Raw genomic sequence first — 19,129 nt, 5'->3', positions numbered from 1 at the left:
CCTACATTCTAAATAAGCCGAACTTGGTCTCTTCAATCTCTTTGTTAAGGCTCGCCGATATCGCTAAACCAAGAACGTTGCGCGTTTCTGCAGGATCGATGACGCCGTCATCCCACAGGCGCGCTGAGGCATAGTACGGATGTCCCTGATGCTCGTAGCTATCCATAATGGGCTGTTTGAAAGCGGCTTCTTCGTCAGAGGACCAGTTGCCCCCTTCACGTTCAATCTGATCGCGTTTAATCTGTGAAAGCACGCCGGCAGCCTGTTCCCCTCCCATGACCGAAATTCGCGCATTGGGCCACATGAATAGGAAACGGGGGTCATAAGCTCGACCACACATACCGTAGTTACCCGCACCAAAGGAACCGCCGATCAGCACGGTGAACTTGGGTACCGCTACCGTGGCCACAGCCGTCACCATCTTGGCACCATGTTTGGCAATGCCTTCATGTTCGTACTGCTTACCGACCATAAACCCGGTAATGTTTTGCAAGAAGACCAATGGGGTTTTACGCTGGCCACATAGCTCAACAAAGTGCGCACCCTTCTGCGCTGACTCTCCGAACAAGATTCCATTATTGGCGACAATGCCCACGGGATAGCCATGAATTCTGGCGAAACCACATACTAGAGTTGTGCCATAAAGTGATTTGAATTCATCAAATTCTGAGCCATCGACCACACGCGCTATCACTTCACGGACATCGTAGGGCTGGCGCGAGTCCTTTGGAATCAACCCATAAATTTCGCTGGCGTCGTAGGCGGGTTCTACGGTAGGACGCACGTCTACCGTCACACTCTTGACACGATTCAGTCGGCCGACAGACTGGCGAGCCAACTGCAGCGCATGGTGATCATTCTGCGCCAGGTGATCGGCAACACCCGATATCCTGGTGTGCACATCACCGCCACCAAGTTCTTCAGCAGTAACATCTTCGCCGGTTGCGGCCTTAACAAGGGGTGGCCCTGCCAGAAACACGGTGCCCTGTTCTTTCACAATAATCGATTCGTCTGCCATCGCAGGAATGTAGGCACCCCCAGCTGTGCAAGAACCCATGACCACAGCAATTTGAGGAATACCTTTAGAGGACATTACGGCCTGATTGAAAAATATATGACCGAAGTGATCCCGGTCCGGAAAAATGTCATCCTGATGCGGCAGGTTGGCTCCGCCGGAGTCCACCAGGTAAATGCAGGGTAGGTTATTTTCCTCTGCGATCGTCTGTGCCCGCAGATGCTTCTTCACAGTTATAGGAAAATAGGTACCACCTTTAATCGTCGCGTCATTCGCGACAATAATGCACTCCTGCCCGTTAACACGGCCAATCCCTGCGATAACACCACCGGCATTCACCACGTCTTTGCCGTACATTTCATGGCCAGCCAATTGCGACAACTCCAGGAAAGGAGATCCTGCATCCAGTAAGCCTGCCACTCGATCACGGGGCAACAATTTGCCTCGACTTACATGGCGGGCACAGGATTTTTCACCACCGCCCTGTTTCACTGCTTCCAGCTTTGCGCGCAGATCATCCACCAGACTTTGCATATGAGCTTTGTTATCGGCAAAGTCCTCGGAACGGTTGTTTACTTTGGATTTAATGACAGGCATGCCCGGCACTCCTTATTTGGTATCGTTAAACAACTCACGTCCGATCAACATACGGCGCACCTCAGAAGTACCCGCACCGATTTCATAGAGCTTGGCATCGCGCAATAACCGTCCGGTGGGGAAATCATTGATATAACCATTTCCACCGAGTAACTGAATGGCATCCAGCGCCATCTGGGTCGCTTTTTCTGCGGTAAATAAAATCACTGCGGCGGCATCTTTGCGGCTTTCTTCACCGCGATCGCACGCTCTGGCGACAGCGTATAAAAAGGCACGTGAAGCACTAAGCAAGGTATACATATCAGCAACTTTGCCCTGTATTAGCTGGAATTCGCCAATCGATTGACCAAACTGCTTTCGATCGTGGATGTAGGGGACAACCTGGTCCATGCAGGCCATCATGATGCCAACAGGGCCACCCGATAACACAGTGCGCTCGTAATCCAGACCCGACATGAGCACAGCCACGCCACGCCCCTCCTCACCAAGGATATTTTCTGCAGGCACTTCACAATCTTCGAACAGCAGTTCGCAGGTGTTGGAGCCGCGCATACCGAGTTTGTCTAACTTCTGGTGGCGGGAAAACCCAGGGAAGTCTCGCTCCACTATGAAAGCAGTAATACCGCGAGAACCGCCATCAGGGTCTGTTTTTGCATAGATGACATAGGTATTCGCATCCGGCCCATTAGTAATCCACATCTTATTGCCGTTGAGGACATACTTGTCTCCACGCTTTTCGGCCTTGAGTTTCATACTGACAACGTCTGATCCGGCATTGGGTTCTGACATCGCCAGGGCACCGATATGCTCTCCGGAGCAGAGCTTTGGCAGATACTTCTGCTTCTGCGCTTCGTTACCGTTCTTGTGGATTTGGTTAACACATAGGTTGGAGTGAGCACCGTAAGAAAGCCCCACCGAAGCGGATGCGCGAGAAATCTCCTCCATCGCTACGACATGTCCCAGGTAGCCGATGTTAGAACCGCCGTATTCTTCACTGACCGTCATTCCCAGCAAACCGAGGTCGCCAAACTTGCGCCACATATCCATCGGGAATTCATTATTTTGATCGATCTCGGCAGCACGCGGAGCCAGCTCAGCGTCGCAAAAACTGCGCACAGAATCGCGCAGCATGTCTAACTCTTCGCCGAGGTCAAAATTCAAGGTGGGATAACTAACAGACATGGAACTCTCCAATTCAGGTATTCACCGGTTTCCCGGCTGAGATCTTTTTTAAAGCGCCGTTACAACGCGCGCGTACTTCTTCCAATCCAGTAAGTAGCTGCCTGATATCCTCGACCTGGGACTCAAGTTGAGCCTGGCGCTCATCAACCTTATTCAGCAGAAACTGATATTGCTCGTAGTTGTCCCCGTCGGGGTCGTACATATCGATGATTTCACGGCTCTCATCCAGTGAGAGACCCGCGCGTTTGCCGCGCAAAATCAACTCCAGACGGGCATGATCTGCTCTATCAAAAATCCGATGCTGGCCTATGCGCGAAGGATTGAGCAGTCCTTTCTCCTCATAGAAACGTATAGTGCGGGTGGTGACATTAAAATCCCGCGCCAGATCGGATATGGAATAGGTGTGCTGTTCAGCCATGGGGCAGCTCTCACAAAGATGACATGAATATTAGTGTTAGTTGACGTTAACGTCAACTAGAGGTTGATGCTAACGTCCCCCGTCACCTGAACATGCAGAATCAACGCATAGCGCTATACTCTATAAACACATTAACTAATAAGAAGGTAAAAAATGAACGATATAACCGATGCAGCGGCGAAGAGCTCTCGAGACGCTATAGCCTTGGGAATGTGCGTCACGATTTTGGGCCTACTAGCGATGGCCATGCCTTTTCTGACCGGGATCACGGTTACCATCAGCATTGGCGTTATTTTGCTGGCGACCGGCATTGCTCAACTCGTATTCGTTTTTAGCTCAGACTCATTCGGCACCGGTGTCATGCGCTTTGCGTTTGGGCTGTTGGCGGCCCTTTGCGGAGTATCCATGATCTCGCAGCCCGGCGCCGGCTTGGCCACAATCACCCTGATACTCGCAGTATGGTTTGTAGTTGATGGAATCTGGGCACTGGTGCTCGCGTTACAATGGCGGCCTGAAAAGGGCTGGGTATGGATGCTCTTTAATAGTGTCTTGGGGATCGCTCTGGGAATAATGATTTATCGCCAGTTCCCTACTTCGGCTGCCTGGCTAGTCGGTGTTTTGGTCGGTATTCGCCTGTTCTTCGCCGGCTGGACTATGATCGCGCTAGGCTCGGTAGTTAGTACCGTTACTAAAACTGCAGAGAAACTTGAAGGCACCTGACTCACCCAAGTGAAATGCGGCTTGAGCCCTTTCCCGATGCATAGGGGCTTGAGCGCATTATAGAGCCGGCGCAATGATTTACTGTCAGTCAGCTCTGGGGCTTTTTGTTCCAGTCGACACACTCGGCGAGCGTAATGCCGCTTCCGCCAAATATATCCAGAGCGCTGCCAATGGTCAGATCAACTAGGCCATTGGACAATGCGTCTACCCTTTGCAGATCGGCCACAGAACGAGCGCCACCGGCATAGGTAACCGGAATACTGCACGCTTCGCCCAACAGCATGACCAAATCGTCATCTATTCCCGCCTGCAGGCCCTCGACATCTGCAGCGTGAACCAAAAATTCGGCACAGTGCGCTGACAACTCTTTAAGCGTCTCGCTGTTAATTAAGGTCTCGGTAACGGTTTGCCAACGATTGGTGGCAATCTTCCAGCCCCCCTCACTGCGACGACAACTAAGGTCTAGCACCAATCGCTCTGCTCCCACTTCGCGTTTCATACGCCGCAACTTTTCCCACGAAAATTGCCCGGATTCGAACAGGCAAGAAGTCACGATAACGTGAGAAGCACCCGCCTCTAAATAACCGGCGGCGTTGTCCTCGTTGACACCACCACCAAACTGCATTCCCTGCGGCCAGATTGCCAGCGCCTGCAACACTTGCTCTTCATTACCCGGGCCCAATGCAATCATATGCCCACCTGGCAGCTGGTGCTGCTGATAAAGCTCGGCATAGTAGGCCGCGTCATGAGGGCTCACGTAATTAGTATCGGCTCCATGATCATCAAGGCTGCCACCCACTATTTGCTTTACCTGGCCCTGATGGAGGTCGATACAGGGGCGAAAGAGAGTCAAATTCGATACCTTGCGTGGTGGCTGGGTGACATGTCATTCATTATAACCGGCTAGAGCCTCGCCTTAGAAGTGATTACCGAGAGGGGCAGACAAGTTCACTATCGCGAAAAATTTGCGTCGACCATAAGCAACTCATGACGCACTGTTATAAGATCCACCAGAGGTATTAAGCAGCAGTGACAGCGACACTGCCCCTAACGAAGAGAAGTAAATTTATGTACACAACTCTCGAAGTATCAATTGATGGCGCAATCGGCAGAATCTGGCTTAACAGGCCGCAATGTCTAAACGCACTTTCCACAGAAACCCTGCGTGAATTGGCCATGGCAGCGCACTATTTTGATAGCAAAGAACAAGTGCGCGTGGTCATCGTCGCTGGCCGGGGACGCGCCTTTTCCGCCGGCGCAGATCTCCAGAGTTTTCCCCAACTTTCGGACCCAGAGCTGCGCTCAGCAGCAGACGCGGGGCGTGAGATGGCTGACGCCCTGGAAGGCATGCGCGCGATCAGCATCGCCCAGATTCATGGCTGGTGCGTTGGCGGCGGACTGGTGCTGGCGGCGGCCTGCGATCTGCGGCTAGCCGCGGAAGATGCGCAATTCTCCATACCGGAAATAGATCTGGGCATTCCGCTGGCTTGGGGCGGTATACCCCGCCTCGTTCGCGAGATCGGTCCCGCGCTAACCAAAGAGCTGGTCATTACCTGCAGAGTATTTTCCACCGACGAAGCACTACGCTGTGGCTTTCTCAATCGCGGCGTAAGTTGGGATCAATTGGAAGCAGCCAGCCTCGCTTTGGCAGAGCAAATAGCCGCCAAACCCGCCCTCCCTGTGTTTGCCACTAAACAACATGCCAATGCGGTCACTGCGAACATGGTAGGAATGAATCGATCCTGGTCAGATGCAGACAGTCTGATCTCTGGATTAGTTGACCCGGAATGCAAGGAAGCGCGCGAGACTTACATCCAATCCAAGCTGTAAGCACGTTATTACAGAAATCAGTTCGACGACATGGCATTGCGAGGAATGATGGCGCCCTTGTGCTGAATCACAACCGATGCCAGTCGATGTCCAGACTCTGCCGCTGCTATCGCTTTTTTTCCTGATAAACGCGCAGCTAAATAGCCTGCATTAAAAGAGTCGCCTGCTGAGGTGGTATCGACAACATCGACTTTCCTCGCTGGTATCAACTCTTGCTGGTCATCAACCACGACAAGACAGCCCTGCTCTCCCATCTTCAGAGCGATTTCGCCAAGCCCCAAAGAGCGTAATCGACGGATAGTAGCGAATTGATCGTCATCACCAAACACGGCCTGCTCATCCTCAATAGTCGGCAGGGCGAGATCGGTAAGCCTGTACATTGCCTCATAGGCCTGTCGGGTTTGCTGAAGGCTTGACCAGAGTTTGGGGCGGTAGTTGCTATCGAACGCCACCCTGCCCCCGCGGCGGCGATAGTCTGCCAGCCGTTCGAATAAGTGCTGCCTTGCAGACTCGCTGTAAATAGCAAGGGTAATACCGGACAAGCACAGCCAAGCATGGCCCGACAGTTGCGCGAATATTGTCTTGGCCCTGTCAGCATCGTCCAGTAATCGTTTGGCGGGTGTATCGTCTCGCCAATAATAGAAGGAGCGCTCTCCACGATCATCGGTTTCGATAAGGTACATGCCAGGCACCCCATTAGGCTCAAACTCGACCAAGTCACAAGCGACGCCTTCATCGCGCCATTTGGCCACCAGCCACGCGCTCATAGGGTCATCACCCAGTGCAGTGACATAGTCCACGGCAATACCCTGGCGGGCGAGATACACAGCTGAATTTAGAGTATCGCCTCCATAGGAGAGACTCATGGGCAGAGGCCCGCGAGCCTGCCGCAGATTGTCTCGGGTGAGTTCCAACATACACTCACCAATCACTGCAATATTTTGCGTCGTGGCCAAAGGTGGTTACTTTTGTAGTGTTACGAAGTAAACGGACATCTCCGGTACATTACGGCCTTTACCGCGCTTGCTCAAGGGTCGAGGCGGCACTGTCGCCAGACTCTTTTTGACCAGGCCCCGTTTCGCGATGTACCAGGCTCAGCTTGAGTCTCCAACCTATTGACTTAGCAGAGCAAATTCAGGAAAATGCGCGCCTCTTCGGGACAGCCAATCCCATTGACGATGTGGCTACGTAGCTCAGCTGGTTAGAGCACAGCATTCATAATGCTGGGGTCGGTGGTTCAAGTCCACCCGTAGCTACCACTTATCCTTTCAAAAACAATCACTTACAAGAATTTCGAACTGGTTACTTTTTAACCGATTGCCTGATTTTGCCTCTGGATAACACGGGGATAACATTTTCGGTAGGGCATAAAAAACCCGCCGAAGCGGGTGTAGTGGTCAGCGGCAGTTTCACACCATGCCAAGGGTGTCGGAGGGTAGCTGTCGCCAGCCTCGCCCGTACCTGATTTACGGTTTGTGGTTATGGGGTGGCGGCTACCACCCCCGGTCAGCGGTTAAGCTGCGTTCTTTTTGGCTTCGAGTTCCTGTCTTTCAGCTAACTCGTTTGCCAGTTCCTCGCTGGATAGTGTCTCCAGCACACCCTGTCTTTCGTCCTCTTCCTCTTCTTCCCTGTCTTTCTGTTCAGCATCCAGCCTGAGTCCTGAGATTTTCTTCATTGCGGTATCCAGAGCTTTGTTTGCTGACTCTCTTATCTCGCTGTCCTCATAACAGTTGAGAAGAAACTGCGCCGTGCTCAGGTCGAAGAGCAGTTGCTGCATCGCCTCAGTCGTGGTCTGAATCCTTGGGCATCTACGTGCAGGTAACTCATGTTCTTTGATAATCATTTCATTGCCCTCCGAGGGCTTAGTTAAGGCAGGGAGAGGCTGATACAATTCGGTCAGCCACTCCTAAGCCTGATTCTTAGTTGTGGTTAGTGGTTGGGGTGCGGCGGCTACCGCCCCTGACCACGACTCAAATAATAGGGATGACCCTTTGAAGACTCCAGAACATCACCGACACTGAAGCCCCTTCAGTACCGAGAAAATTTTATTTACCTTTTGTACAGGCATAAAAAAACCCACCGAAGTGGGTCTAGTATTCAGGCTCGGGCTAGCGTCTTGCTGCCCAGTAAAGCTCAGAAGGCAGGATAGACACCACTATCTCGATCATTCCCTGCAGCTCAGGGACTGTAATCTCATCCTCGGTCTTTTCCTTGAGCCTTCGCGTCAGAGTCCTTGCCAGCCGCTGCTGCTGTGGCAGGGTCAATGTCAGCCCGTCAGCCGCCAGTCCCAACTTCTCTGACAGCGTTAGCGGTTCCGATTGTGCGCTCATGACATTGCTCCCATATCGGGAGTTGCAGCCTGAGCCATCTCAACCAGCCCTCGCATCTGGATAACAGTTATAGTCTCAGACTCCTGCTGCATTAGGGTCTGCGTGAGCAACAGCTCAAGGTTTCCCTTTTGCTGGGGCGTGAGTCGATCGCGGCCAATAGCCAGCGATACTTTCTCAGACAGTGGTATTACATCGGACATGGGGTGTCTCCTTTTAAGTTCCGATTGGCGCATCATTGTTGCCACCGTTCCTCGGAGTGAGGCGGTTGGCGAGGCTTAGCCTCTCTGGATGCAGAGCGCGAAGTATACCAAACGTAAAACATTGCTGGGCATTTATTCAGTCACGGGATATGGTGATCTGAATTTTAAAGTAGGGCACTCGATCAATGTTCGGAAGAAACAAACCGACCCATGCATTATCTCGCAAGCAGGAAGAATTAATTTACGAGGCTATGGCTGCGGAAATGAAGCAGGGTCGACGGGAGGGCTTGTGGTTGAAAGCTTTTTCTGCGGCGAATGGTGACAAAGCGCAAGCTGAAGCGCGTTACATTAAGCTTCTCAAGCAGTCGCTCATTGACGAAATGATCATCGGGCAAACTCTAGCTGAAGAGCAAGACGCTAGAGAACACGAGTTACTAATGCTCAAGAAGCAGGCTCGGCTAAACGAAATAAGTGAAGAGCTTAAGTCGCTTCGGCTTGAACAGGATCAATTGGAGGACACGTTACCAAGGTTCTGACAAGTTAACTTCTGGAATCGGTGATAATCAGCAGTCACCAGTCAAGCAACTGCCCTACTCCACTCATTGAACGCACTGATCCTGAGATTCCGATAGTGTTCAGCCCCCACCAGGTGCCTACCAAGATTAAATAGATTTGAAACCGCAGCATGAGCACCCAGGAATCGCTGAGCCTGCCTCACGGATTTGAATCGCCGCATTGTACGTTCTCTCACCCTGGTCGCCTCGTGAGACTGCTCAGCGCGATTGTTCTCATACTGATTGGTGCTGTGGATCGTTTCAGGAGCCAGCTCCCGATGTGCAACTCCGTAGCTACGTAATTTATCCGTCACGATCTTCCTGGGCTCGCCTCCATGCGATCTCAGCAGACGCTTGAAGAAGCGTTTCGCAGCAGCGCCATCTCGCTTCCGTTGTAGATACACATCAACCACCTCACCATCCTGGTCTACGGCCCGCCAAAGGTAGTGCTGCTTGCCATTGATTCTGACGAAGACTTCGTCGATGTAGAAGGTATCGCCGAAACCTCGGTGCTTTCGTTTCAATCGACGTGTATAGATAGCTCCGAATTTCATACACCAGAGACGGATTGCTTCTCTGGAGACGATAATTCCTCGTTCTGCGAGTAGATCTTCAATATCCCGGTGGCTGAGATTGAAGCGATAGTAGAGCCAGACTGCGTAGGAAATGATATCTGGCGGGAAGCGGTGGCGTTTGTATGTATTCATGGGCCGAGTGTATCAACTTCGGGGAGTTAACTTGGCAGAACCTTCTTTAACACTCCACGAGTAATTGATGCTCAAGGCCGGCATCCCGGTGACCGTGAGTTTTCTGGTATTCGCCACTTGATGTCATGCCAAGGAATGCAGCCACCGAAGGGTATTCAACAATGGATACCATATCCCATTCGAGCTCGCCATCACCGATCACCAGGGTATTGGCCTGGCCGCTAAAAACAACTTCACCACCCGTCTTACTGATGATCGGCACTACTTCCGCGGCATACCGCTGGTAGGCTTCAGCCCCCGAGAGTCCCGCATCAGTGCCATCGCTATACCTGGCAAACTCTCTAAACTTGAGCAGATTCATCATGCGAATCGGGCCCCCTTTATCATTTTCTAACAGGGCCGCTATTTGTTCTCTTCTGGGTTGTGTTGCCATGATTTTCTCCATTCAATTAACATTGATTTTAACGTCAGTCGAACACCTCGCAGGCTGAACTCAAAGTGGCCGCTGAGCTGGCCAAATCACCTGCAGCCAGACTGGCGGAACTTTGCGCCAGCAGAGCGCGTAGCGAGTCGGCGTCACCCTGTCTCATGTCGCTATCACTGACTGCCTGTTCGATGGCGTTCTCAGCCTGTGTGATCAAAAACCCTATCTGGCGACTATCAGCGCTGACGGCGGCAGCCTCGGCAACCTGATCCAGTGTACTGGCGTTGGCGGCGCGCGCCCCGGCGGCGCAGATAGCGTCACGTGCCAACATATCCAGGCGGATAGGTTTAAAGCGCGAAATACCGCCGATAACATCGGGTGTTAATTCAGGATAGAAGGCTTTGCCAACGGCACGTCTCAGCGGGGAGTGGGCAACATAAATACTGCCGTCAGCAGCAACCACACTCATGGCCAGCGAATCCTCCCGGCCTTCGGCAAAGTAACGCAACTTGCCTGTTTGACGATCCAGCAACCCCATACCCACGTGCAACATGATCGTCCTACCGAGAATGTCCTTGCCCCCACCAATCATAACCACCACTCCGTTAGCGGTTGCCGTTGCGGTCAAACCATTGGCTTGCACATCGACATTGGCGTAGCCATCAAAGCCATTCAGCTCAGCAGTCCACGCCACGGCTCCGTGATCGCCATGGTCAATTAACTGGAATACGTCATTCTGGGTGACAGCGTAAAGCTCGCTATTGTCCGGCGCGACGGTAATCGAACCCACCAGGGGCTCGCCCACATTGACACGCCAGACCTCATTTAACTCATGGTCAAGTGCAATCACATGGCCTTCATTGTCAGACTCATACACGCGTGTGCCATCGCCGCTGAGTGCCGGTGTTGCGCCTGTACCGCCCTGAAACGATTTTCGGTTTAGTTCTTTAAATTCGAGCCCATCGTTGCCGTCATCGACCAGGTTAAACGCATAGATGGCGCCCATTTCCGAGCGACCATCTTCGGTACCATCTTCGGCATCTGGCGCAGTCGCTGCAATATAAATACGGCTGGTAGTAGGGTCGATACTGAAATAGTTGGTAACAACACCACCGCCGCCATAGATATAATTCACCGCAGAAGAAAATAAACTCAAACCATCGTGGGTTTTGCCAAAGGCTTCATCCATCAACGGGTCGACCTTGTTGACGATAAAGCCCGGAATACTGGTGCCCTCAGTACTAACGGCTGGTGAACCAGCGATCTGCCCGGTGGCAATCAGATCACCCGTCATGCGACTGAAGGCGAACAGCCCTCCCGCTTTGGTCGCGGTAATCAGCGAATCGGTCGCTGGGTGGTAGTTGAAGTTCTGAAACTTGGTTTTGTCGGTGTCTCGAGTGTCCGCCACCGTAATACCCGTGGCTTTGTTCCATAATATGCTGCCATCCTGGCGCAAAGCCATGATTCGTTCTGGACCCGCCAGATAAATAATCTGCGCCCCTGGATTATCCGGGTCATTTAATATGAATGGGCCACCCACAGACATTTTGCCAACCGCTGGTATCGCCCAGCGTCTCTCGCCGGTCTTGGCATCAATAGCCACCAGGTCCACACGCTCACCGTGATAAAAATTTGAGCTGAAATATAGATTTCCCTGACTGTCCAATAGCGGGCCACTACCAATGAAATAGGCTGGCTCCGCTACCCAGTCGAGCTCGAACATGGGAGCAGCAACACCCCAGACACTGTCGGCGTTACTTACATTAGCGTGGATAGCATGCCAGGTGGTGGGTTCGGGAATAACATCATAATCAAATTGCCCCGCGGATCGAGCCCCAACGGGTTGCCACTGGGTTTTTGCCGGTGGGCCAAACACTATAGGGTTGTGCGGCCGAGGCTGGTTAAGAAACATCCATAGCAAGACGCAGCTTGCCACAGCGATCGATATGAGGCCGAACGTTTTTTTGTTGCTCAATTTGCTCTTTTTCACGTGAATCAAGTCCCGGATCTAGGGTTGCTGTCGACTCGACAAGCGGTCTGGAAGTTAGAAAATCGACGAGTTTTCAAGGTCTGTTCTGGTCAAATTCATATTTCAAAAAGGAGTATGGGAGAAATTCGAATTCATTGACTTTCTGCAGCACACGCCCGTGTAGCATCGAGTTATCACCCACTGTATAAAAGCCGCCCAACATACGCTTGACCGGGACTTCACCCCAGGGATCATATGCTGATGGCGTTATTTCGATTTCCGTCTCTGCCCAGGAAAACGTCTTCGGCCTGAAGCGCGTATGCCCCTCAACCAACAGCGGTGGGTAGTCAAATATCCCAGTTTTCACGGGCGAGTGAGAGTGTTTAAACAAATAGACCCTCTCAGAAAATTCACCGTCAGGATTAACGCCCAAGGCGAGAAGCTCATCCAAGGCCGCATTGTCGTTATTGACCTTACCCGTCAGCCTGGCCTTCACTTGCATAAATTTGATGCCATGGCGCTCCGTGTACCCAGTCACTGTGTCGCCGTCACGTGAAAACGCGATATGTGCCATTTTCTTCGGGTATCCCCACCCTTCTCGGCCGCCTGCCATCGCCATGTCATCAGTCACCGGCATGGAGAGACAATACCAGCCTTCCTCGCCCTTATAGCTGGCTCTTATGAATAGCGCGGACTCGTTATAGGGAACACTAAAATTAGTCGAGGGATACCAAGCGATAAATGCGCCTACCAAAGGTCGTGAAGCAGGTTTTAATGGGGGCGGCAACAAGGTTGCAATCGCCTCTGGGGTGGTTTCCCAAACCAGGTTCAGAATTTCGGCATCAGTAAAGTCAGCCGTCGGCCTACCCCCTTTTGCCAGGTCTTTGTAACTTCTTACAAAAGGGCTGCCGGTGTCTCCACTATTCGAGTTTTTAATTTTTAACAACAGCTTCGGTTTGGACAACAACTTCAGGACCTGGGCAAACTTCATATCAAATCATCTCAGATAATATTTTTAACGCTGTTTCAGCGAACTGCAGAATCAATTATATTGAGCAGGCAATATCTCATGGAAACATATTCGGCCAATTTCGTTTTAGTCATTGCTTGCTTTGAGATTATTTGGAGAGCCCTCGCACTGCCGGTGGCGTATAGAGTCCGATGAAAGTGAATCAGGCGCATCATGCGTTTTTAGATAAGTTGCTACACTTGCTTAGGGAGGCCGGGGTCAGTCCTGAGCAATTGGTCGCCGAGCTCGCCCGGCGAGGTATCGCCGCTTCCCCTAACGCCCTGACCGATATTTCAGGTGCTGACGCACTGGTTTTACTCGAAACCGCGGTCGAACTTTCGGGCGATCCCTGCCTGATGGTCCGTTTGGGAAAACAGCTTGGCATTGCCAATTTCGGCAGCTTCGGTTTTGCACTGATGAGCTGTGCAAATGTGCGCGAATCTGTTCGACTTATGCTTCGCTACGGCCAGGTCTTGATCCAGCCCGGCTGGATAGTGCATGAGTATGAAGGCGGCTTATTGGTGCGAGCCAGAATATCTTTGGGCACTGCTGTGCAGCAGCAACTGTTTGCGGAGCTGGCTTTCTCAAATCTTGCTGCCGGAGGTAGATCGCTGTATGAAAGCACGGTAGAGCGTTCAGAGGGTGTCGAGATACACTTCAGTTACTCCCGGCCTGCACACTCGGCTTGCTATAAGCGTGCGTTTCAAGCGCCTATCACGTTTGACTGTGAGCACAACCAGTTATTCCTGCCGGCGCAGGTGTTAGACACACCTGTTAGAACGGCAAACCGTCCAGAGTATGTGGTCTTTCAGCAGCAATGCGAGGAGATGCTGCGAGGCCTGTACAGTGCCGAGGGAACCACGGCCGCAGTGCGGCAGTTGCTGATCCAATCCGCGGGCGACTTCCTCGATATCGCGCAGGTAGCCGAGCGTCTGCATGTCAGCGAGCGCACCCTGAGGCGCCGCCTGGACGCTGAATCGACCAATTTCCGATCTGTCTTCGACGAAATCAGGGATTTGCTTGCCAGAGAGTATTTAGCCAAAACCGAGTTGACCATCGCCGACATAGCACACCTGCTGGACTATGCCGAGACGGTGAGCTTTCGCCGTGCGTTTGTGCGCTGGAACGGCGTGACACCGAGCAGGTATCGCAAACAGCATGTGGCCGAAAATGCTTCCCCAGGGTTCGCCACTCAAGCGTAAAGTAACGCGTTCAAAAATGTGGGTAACAATACGCCTGGGAGTATCTCAATGAAAAAATTGTTCTACGGATTGGTCGGCCTGGTAGTACTGGTGGGAACGTTTATATTGGCCCTGCCGACCATTTTGCACAAGGCGGGCCTGCACCCGGAGTATCACGGCCCCACGTTCGAATTGCCCGGCAAGCGCGCCCTGATCATCACCACCAGTCACGGCGTTCTTGCCGCCCCGGGCGAAACAGAAGGTCCGGCCACAGGGGTCGCGGCATCGGAGATGACCCACCCCTATTACACGTTCATTGAGGGTGGTATGTCGGTGGATGTGGCCAGTATTAAGGGCGGGGAAATTCCTATTGCACCGGACTCCCTGGGTCGAATAGTAAGAACGCCCCATGATGAGCGCTTTCTCAACGACTCGATCTTCAAAGCGAAAGCTGAGAAATCGATAAAAATCGAAGATATAGATTTCAGCGAATACGACCTTATTTTCCTGGCTGGTGGTTGGGGGGCAGCTTACGACCTTGGCTACTCTGACCTGCTGGCAAAGAAAATCAGCAACGCCTACTACGCTGATAGGAAACCGGTGATCGGCGGGGTGTGCCATGGTGTATTGGGTTTGATCAATGTCAAAGATCGCGATGGCAATCTGCTAATCGCCGGGCGTCGCATGACCGGCGTTAGCGACAAGCAGATCAAGGAACTCAATATTGAAGTCACCCCGCAACACCCGGAAACCGAACTGCGCAAGGCCGGCGCCCTGTATGAAAGCCAGACGGCGTTTCGCGATCTTTTTGCCACCCATGTCGTGGTGGATGATGAAAAGCGTTTTGTCACCGGGCAGAACCAGAATTCAGGTCTGGAAACAGCGCACAAAATGATGCAGGTCGCGACTGAAAGAGAGCAGTAACCTTGAATAAGAGGCGGCACTTATTACTTCAGTGTTTTTGTGCTTCCGCCCTATGGTTTGGTTTTGTATCGACCGCAGCGTTTGGAGCCGAGTCATTGATGGATGTTGCTGTAGACACTGTGCAGCAGCCCTCCCCGCCTACAGGGCGGCCCAACATCGTATTCATCCTCGCAGATGACCTGGGCTATACCGATATTGCCTCCTATGGCAGCGAGGTGCATACACCAAGCCTGAGCGCACTGGCCGAACAGGGCCTGAGCTTTACCAACTACCACACCGCAGCAAACTGTGCGCCCGCAAGGGCCATGTTGCTCACCGGGGTAGACAGCCATCTGGCGGGGGTACCCAATATTCCCGAAATGCTGGCCCCGGAGCAGCGCGTGCACGCCAACTACCAGGGCGTGCTGGGAGACGACGTGGTAACCGTGGCGACCCTGTTGGAGGACGCGGGTTACCACACTTACATGGCGGGCAAATGGCATCTGGGCATGGAGCCTCACAAGCGGCCCAGCCGGCGAGGCTTTCAGCGCACCATGGCGATGATGGACTCAGGCGCGGATCACTGGGAGCAGCGTCCCTACATTGCACTCTATGACCAGGCCAACTGGTTTGCGGATGGAGAGCGTTTTACCCTACCGGAGGATTTTTATTCCTCGCGTTTTCTGGTCGATAAGATGATCGAGTTTATCGACAGTAATCTGCAGGACAGTAATTCCGAAGACAATAGACCCTTTTTTGCCTACCTGCCATTCATGGCAGTGCATTCACCGGTTCAAGCTCCACAGCTTTACATCGACCGCTATATGGATGTTTACGATTCTGGCTGGGATGCGCTGCGCCAGCAACGCCTGGAGCGAGCGGCTGCCCTGGGTATCGTGCCGCCAGAAACCCCGATGGTGCGCATGGCAACTACCGGGGATTGGGACGCCCTCAGTCAAGACGACAGGCGTTACCAGGCGAAGCGCATGGCTGTCTACGCCGGAATGATTGAGGCCATGGACTTTCATATCGGTCGCCTGATCGAGTTCCTCAAGCAGCGTGGACAATACGAAAACACGATTTTTATCTTTACCTCAGACAACGGCAGCGAGGCCAGCGGCCCCGCCGACCCCAGAGCCTTTCCCGTTCGACTGGTCCCGGAGAGCATCGGTTACAACGTGGACTATGAGAACCTGGGCTTGAAAGGCAGTTACAGCTCCCTTGGCCCCGGCTTCGCCAGCGCCTCTGCCAGCCCGCTGGCGTATTACAAGTTTTATGCCGGCGAGGGCGGGATGCGTGTGCCCCTGATTATCGCAGGCAAGCCAGTCGTCTCTCCACAACCACAGCAACAACTGACACGGGCCTTTGCCTGGGCAACAGATATAAGCCCTACCATTTTATCCCTGGCGGGGGTTGCGCAGCCTGGGCAGCGCTACGCAGGACGGCCTGTGCAGCCCATGACCGGTCGTGACCTCACCCCTCTGATCACCGGGGCCGCAGAGCGGGTCTATGGCTCCGACGATGCGGTGGGCTATGAGCTGACTGATCACGGTGTATTGTTCCAGGGTGACTACAAGCTGGTCATCAACCAGCCACCGGTGGGTGACGGCCAATGGCGCCTGTTTAATACTGTGGAAGACCCTGGCGAGACAATCGATCTATCCGCATCACAAGCGCTGCGATTCCAGCGCATGTTATCTCGTTATGAGCAGTATCTTCAGGACAACAAAGTGGTGCCTGTGCCGCAGGGTTATAACCAAATGGCACAGCTGTTATCAAATATATTGCTGAAGCAGCGCGACGATGTTTTGGTGTTTTTGCTAACGCTGCTGTTATTGCTGCCATTTTATGTTGCCTATCGTATGAAAAACCCTGGATAAAATTTTTAAAAATTCAAACAGGTACACGCATTATGAAATTTCTAAATAGACATTTCCCTCTTTTAAGTTGGATCCCAATGGCCAGAAAAGCCCGCCTTATTCCCAAAGGACTAAGGTCGAAAATTGCTCTTACCCGCCAGACCTATGTACTAGCAGAGCAGGTAAGACTACCCCGATTAAAAGATGCGTCAAACCAGCCGGATATTTGTGCCGTTCAATTCCAGATGGCGCGGCCCAGCAATATGCGATTCCTGCCAATAGATAACGATATCGATAATCTTCCGCTAGGGGAAAACGAGGTGCTTTTTGTGCCCTTTCGACTGGGTGCCAATCGGTACATAACCAATTACAGCGAAAGTTATATTGTTCTGGACGCTGGCAACTTTGTGGACCCTAGGGGGGAGCAGAATACTCAGTCTTTTAAAACGGCGCCCATTTGGGGGCGATGCACGGTATATCGCTCGAACCACCCGGATATAACGCCGGGTAGTACCTATTATAGCTTTTGGCCACTTGCTGCTTACAGCGTACGAAAGGTAACCAATGTAGATTCGCAAGGCTTTATTGGGTACCAGGATTTGCCAAATTTCACTGGCCCTAAAGAGTGGTTAAAAATTATAAAAATGGACAACGACGATGCTTCGCATGTTATCGAAAATTATGAGTACATGAAGATCGGTATTACCTATGCGCGTGAATTGCGTGACTTTGATTATTTCGGCGCAGAGCGTTTAGTCGTGAGTTCTGCTTCAAGCGCTTCCGGCCAAATTATTGCTATGTGCCTTAAGGAGCTGAACCCAAACTTCAAAGTGGTTGGCTTAACCTCTGCAAGGAATTTGGAATTTGTTAAACAGTTCTCGTACTTTGACGAGGTTTATACCTATGACGATATTAAGGCCAGCCCTAATGGCAATAAGAGCTTATATTTTGATGCCTTAGGGTGGGACTCAGTGACAAAAGATGTTTTCGATCACTTTGAGCTTTCGCGCTGGTGGATCTACGGCGAAGGCGCCGATAAAACCTTTGTTAAATATCTTAAGAGAAATCGCAGGGGTACTTTTTATACCAATCTGGCGGACTCCTATATCTATCAAATACGAAACGGAATTACCGACGCTGAAATGCTGGATCAGTGCCGTAGCATGATAGAGAAATACAATTTGGAAGAGCTTTGGTATTCAGACCTTCGCACAATTTCCACTAGCAAAGAGGTGTTCGACCTGTACCACGCATTTATTAGTAACACTCACACTGGAGAAAGGGTCATTTATCAATCGCCTTTATACAAAGCTTAAACCGCCCGGAGGCGTCTTTTAAATGAAGCGTATTCTTATCACAGGAGCCGCGAGTGGCTTGGGTCTTGCACTGGCGAAGAAGTATGCCAGTGAAGACTGGTCTGTTTGTATTGCTGATATTCAGGATGAGGAGGGAATCAAGATTGCCTCCGATCTAAGTGAGGAGTATGGCAACGATTGTTTTTTTCAGCACCTGGACATCACCCGTGATGCCCAGTGGCAGGAACTGGTTGGTATCATTTGTGAGCGCTGGCAAGGGCTGGATGCCTTAGTCAATAACGCAGGTGTGGCGGCAAGCGGGGATATTGATACGTTTTCGATGAAGGACTTTCAGTGGACCGTGGACATCAATTTAATGGGTGCTGTGAAAGGTTGTCATGTCTGCGTGCCCCTGTTGAAGGAAAGTAAAGGGTTTCTTATCAATGTAGCCTCTATGGCCGGGCTATTACATATGGGTGGGATGTCGGCCTATAACGTCTCGAAGGCGAGTATGGTGGCCTTCTCGGAAGGGTTGCTGAGTGAACTTGATCCTTATGGGGTAAACGTATCTGTTGTATGCCCTACGTTCTTTCAAAGCAACCTGGCCAAGAGCATGCGCAGTGACAATCCTGATGCAGCGAGAATAGCTGCGAGACTCCATGCCGGAACAGGCATTACCGCAGAAGGTATTGCGGCAACCGTTTATGATGAATCCAGAAAGGGTAAGCACTATATACTTGCCGGGACTCGCTTTAGCGACAGAACAATCTGGAGGCTGAAGCGTTACCTTCCCGCCGCCTATCTGGGCATGATGAAAAGCAATGCGCGTATACAGTTTGCTGATAGAAACCCGTCTTCCGCCAAAGAAGGATTCTCTACGCGAGTGCTGCGTTCTATAAGATCGCGGGTTTTAGGATGAGGCGCCATAGGACTAAT

20 protein-coding genes, 1 tRNA gene and 1 riboswitch are annotated in these 19,129 nt (G+C 52.0%); of the genes, 9 read left to right on the top strand and 12 right to left on the bottom strand.

Annotation, left to right across the window (positions count from 1 at the left end):
- Nucleotide 1 precedes the first annotated feature (1 nt).
- From EYC87_RS15655 to EYC87_RS15645, 3 genes are read right to left on the bottom strand one after another with little or no spacing between them, the layout of a single operon-like run.
- On the bottom strand, nt 2-1,612 hold the full coding sequence (locus EYC87_RS15655) for a carboxyl transferase domain-containing protein (protein ID WP_279253686.1): 1,611 nt from the start codon (nt 1,610-1,612) through the stop codon (nt 2-4).
- A gap of 12 nt (nt 1,613-1,624) precedes the next feature.
- The gene (locus EYC87_RS15650; RefSeq protein ID WP_279253685.1) at nt 1,625-2,794 is read right to left on the bottom strand and encodes an isovaleryl-CoA dehydrogenase; all 1,170 of its coding nucleotides are present in this window, start codon (nt 2,792-2,794) and stop codon (nt 1,625-1,627) included.
- Between the two features lie 13 nt (nt 2,795-2,807).
- Complete coding sequence (locus tag EYC87_RS15645) at nt 2,808-3,212, bottom strand: MerR family transcriptional regulator (protein ID WP_279253684.1); 405 nt, start codon at nt 3,210-3,212, stop codon at nt 2,808-2,810.
- Between the two features lie 153 nt (nt 3,213-3,365).
- Between EYC87_RS15645 and EYC87_RS15640 the strand changes: the two genes are divergently transcribed.
- Nucleotides 3,366-3,932 (top strand): HdeD family acid-resistance protein, encoded by a 567-nt coding sequence (locus EYC87_RS15640; RefSeq protein WP_040542091.1) that lies wholly within the window; start codon nt 3,366-3,368, stop codon nt 3,930-3,932.
- A gap of 88 nt (nt 3,933-4,020) precedes the next feature.
- Here EYC87_RS15640 and hisA read toward each other — a convergent pair whose 3' ends face one another.
- On the bottom strand, nt 4,021-4,785 hold the full coding sequence (gene hisA / locus EYC87_RS15635) for a phosphoribosylformimino-5-aminoimidazole carboxamide ribotide isomerase (RefSeq protein WP_279253683.1): 765 nt from the start codon (nt 4,783-4,785) through the stop codon (nt 4,021-4,023).
- A 215-nt stretch (nt 4,786-5,000) separates the two neighbouring features.
- On the opposite strand from hisA, the gene EYC87_RS15630 reads away from it, so the two are divergent.
- Nucleotides 5,001-5,762: an enoyl-CoA hydratase/isomerase family protein gene (locus EYC87_RS15630; protein WP_279253682.1), complete on the top strand. Its 762-nt coding sequence runs from the start codon at nt 5,001-5,003 to the stop codon at nt 5,760-5,762.
- 17 nt (nt 5,763-5,779) lie between these two features.
- Here EYC87_RS15630 and EYC87_RS15625 read toward each other — a convergent pair whose 3' ends face one another.
- Nucleotides 5,780-6,718 carry a sugar kinase gene (locus EYC87_RS15625; RefSeq protein ID WP_279253681.1) on the bottom strand — a complete coding sequence of 313 codons (939 nt, stop codon included), beginning with the start codon at nt 6,716-6,718 and terminating at the stop codon, nt 5,780-5,782.
- A 226-nt stretch (nt 6,719-6,944) separates the two neighbouring features.
- Here EYC87_RS15625 and EYC87_RS15620 point away from each other — a divergent pair.
- Nucleotides 6,945-7,021: transfer RNA gene (locus EYC87_RS15620), tRNA-Met, on the top strand.
- Between the two features lie 254 nt (nt 7,022-7,275).
- Here the strand turns inward: EYC87_RS15620 and EYC87_RS15615 are convergent.
- From EYC87_RS15615 to EYC87_RS15605, 3 genes are all read right to left on the bottom strand, one after another.
- Nucleotides 7,276-7,605 carry a hypothetical protein gene (locus tag EYC87_RS15615; protein WP_279253680.1) on the bottom strand — a complete coding sequence of 110 codons (330 nt, stop codon included), beginning with the start codon at nt 7,603-7,605 and terminating at the stop codon, nt 7,276-7,278.
- A gap of 265 nt (nt 7,606-7,870) precedes the next feature.
- Complete coding sequence (locus tag EYC87_RS15610; RefSeq protein ID WP_279253679.1) at nt 7,871-8,092, bottom strand: hypothetical protein; 222 nt, start codon at nt 8,090-8,092, stop codon at nt 7,871-7,873.
- A complete protein-coding gene (locus EYC87_RS15605) occupies nt 8,089-8,292 on the bottom strand; it encodes a hypothetical protein (protein ID WP_279253678.1) in 204 nt (67 codons plus the stop codon). Before EYC87_RS15605 ends, EYC87_RS15610 begins: the two co-directional genes overlap by 4 nt.
- Nucleotides 8,293-8,296: 4 nt before the next feature.
- Nucleotides 8,297-8,389: riboswitch (SAM-I-IV-variant riboswitch) on the bottom strand.
- Between the two features lie 88 nt (nt 8,390-8,477).
- Here EYC87_RS15605 and EYC87_RS15600 point away from each other — a divergent pair.
- The gene (locus tag EYC87_RS15600) at nt 8,478-8,828 is read left to right on the top strand and encodes a hypothetical protein (protein WP_279253677.1); all 351 of its coding nucleotides are present in this window, start codon (nt 8,478-8,480) and stop codon (nt 8,826-8,828) included.
- A gap of 41 nt (nt 8,829-8,869) precedes the next feature.
- Here the strand turns inward: EYC87_RS15600 and EYC87_RS15595 are convergent, their stop codons facing one another.
- The 4 genes from EYC87_RS15595 to EYC87_RS15580 form a co-directional block, all read right to left on the bottom strand.
- Nucleotides 8,870-9,553, bottom strand: coding sequence for an IS6 family transposase (locus EYC87_RS15595; protein WP_279253676.1), 684 nt, complete (start codon nt 9,551-9,553; stop codon nt 8,870-8,872).
- Nucleotides 9,554-9,599: 46 nt separating this feature from the next.
- On the bottom strand, nt 9,600-9,986 hold the full coding sequence (locus EYC87_RS15590) for a DUF1330 domain-containing protein (protein ID WP_279253675.1): 387 nt from the start codon (nt 9,984-9,986) through the stop codon (nt 9,600-9,602).
- Nucleotides 9,987-10,020: 34 nt separating this feature from the next.
- Complete coding sequence (locus EYC87_RS15585) at nt 10,021-11,967, bottom strand: outer membrane protein assembly factor BamB family protein (RefSeq protein WP_279253674.1); 1,947 nt, start codon at nt 11,965-11,967, stop codon at nt 10,021-10,023.
- Between the two features lie 73 nt (nt 11,968-12,040).
- Nucleotides 12,041-12,937: an acetoacetate decarboxylase family protein gene (locus tag EYC87_RS15580; RefSeq protein ID WP_279253673.1), complete on the bottom strand. Its 897-nt coding sequence runs from the start codon at nt 12,935-12,937 to the stop codon at nt 12,041-12,043.
- 170 nt (nt 12,938-13,107) lie between these two features.
- On the opposite strand from EYC87_RS15580, the gene EYC87_RS15575 reads away from it, so the two are divergent.
- The 5 genes from EYC87_RS15575 to EYC87_RS15555 all read left to right on the top strand — a co-directional run bounded on the left by EYC87_RS15575 (nt 13,108) and on the right by EYC87_RS15555 (nt 19,112).
- A complete protein-coding gene (locus tag EYC87_RS15575) occupies nt 13,108-14,157 on the top strand; it encodes an AraC family transcriptional regulator (RefSeq protein WP_279253672.1) in 1,050 nt (349 codons plus the stop codon).
- Between the two features lie 48 nt (nt 14,158-14,205).
- Entirely contained in the window at nt 14,206-15,060 is an 855-nt protein-coding gene (locus EYC87_RS15570; protein WP_279253671.1) for a type 1 glutamine amidotransferase domain-containing protein, read from the top strand.
- 98 nt (nt 15,061-15,158) lie between these two features.
- A complete protein-coding gene (locus EYC87_RS15565) occupies nt 15,159-16,919 on the top strand; it encodes an arylsulfatase (protein WP_279253670.1) in 1,761 nt (586 codons plus the stop codon).
- 32 nt (nt 16,920-16,951) lie between these two features.
- Nucleotides 16,952-18,214 (top strand): DUF2855 family protein, encoded by a 1,263-nt coding sequence (locus EYC87_RS15560; RefSeq protein WP_279253669.1) that lies wholly within the window; start codon nt 16,952-16,954, stop codon nt 18,212-18,214.
- Nucleotides 18,215-18,236: 22 nt separating this feature from the next.
- The gene (locus tag EYC87_RS15555; protein WP_279253668.1) at nt 18,237-19,112 is read left to right on the top strand and encodes an SDR family oxidoreductase; all 876 of its coding nucleotides are present in this window, start codon (nt 18,237-18,239) and stop codon (nt 19,110-19,112) included.
- Nucleotides 19,113-19,129 lie beyond the last annotated feature (17 nt).

It is taken from the genome of Candidatus Seongchinamella marina (assembly GCF_026262685.1).
GTDB classification, from domain to species: domain Bacteria; phylum Pseudomonadota; class Gammaproteobacteria; order Pseudomonadales; family Halieaceae; genus Halioglobus; species Halioglobus marinus.
The sequence above is the reverse complement of the archived record's forward strand: the minus strand, read 5'-3'. Positions and strand labels throughout refer to the sequence as shown.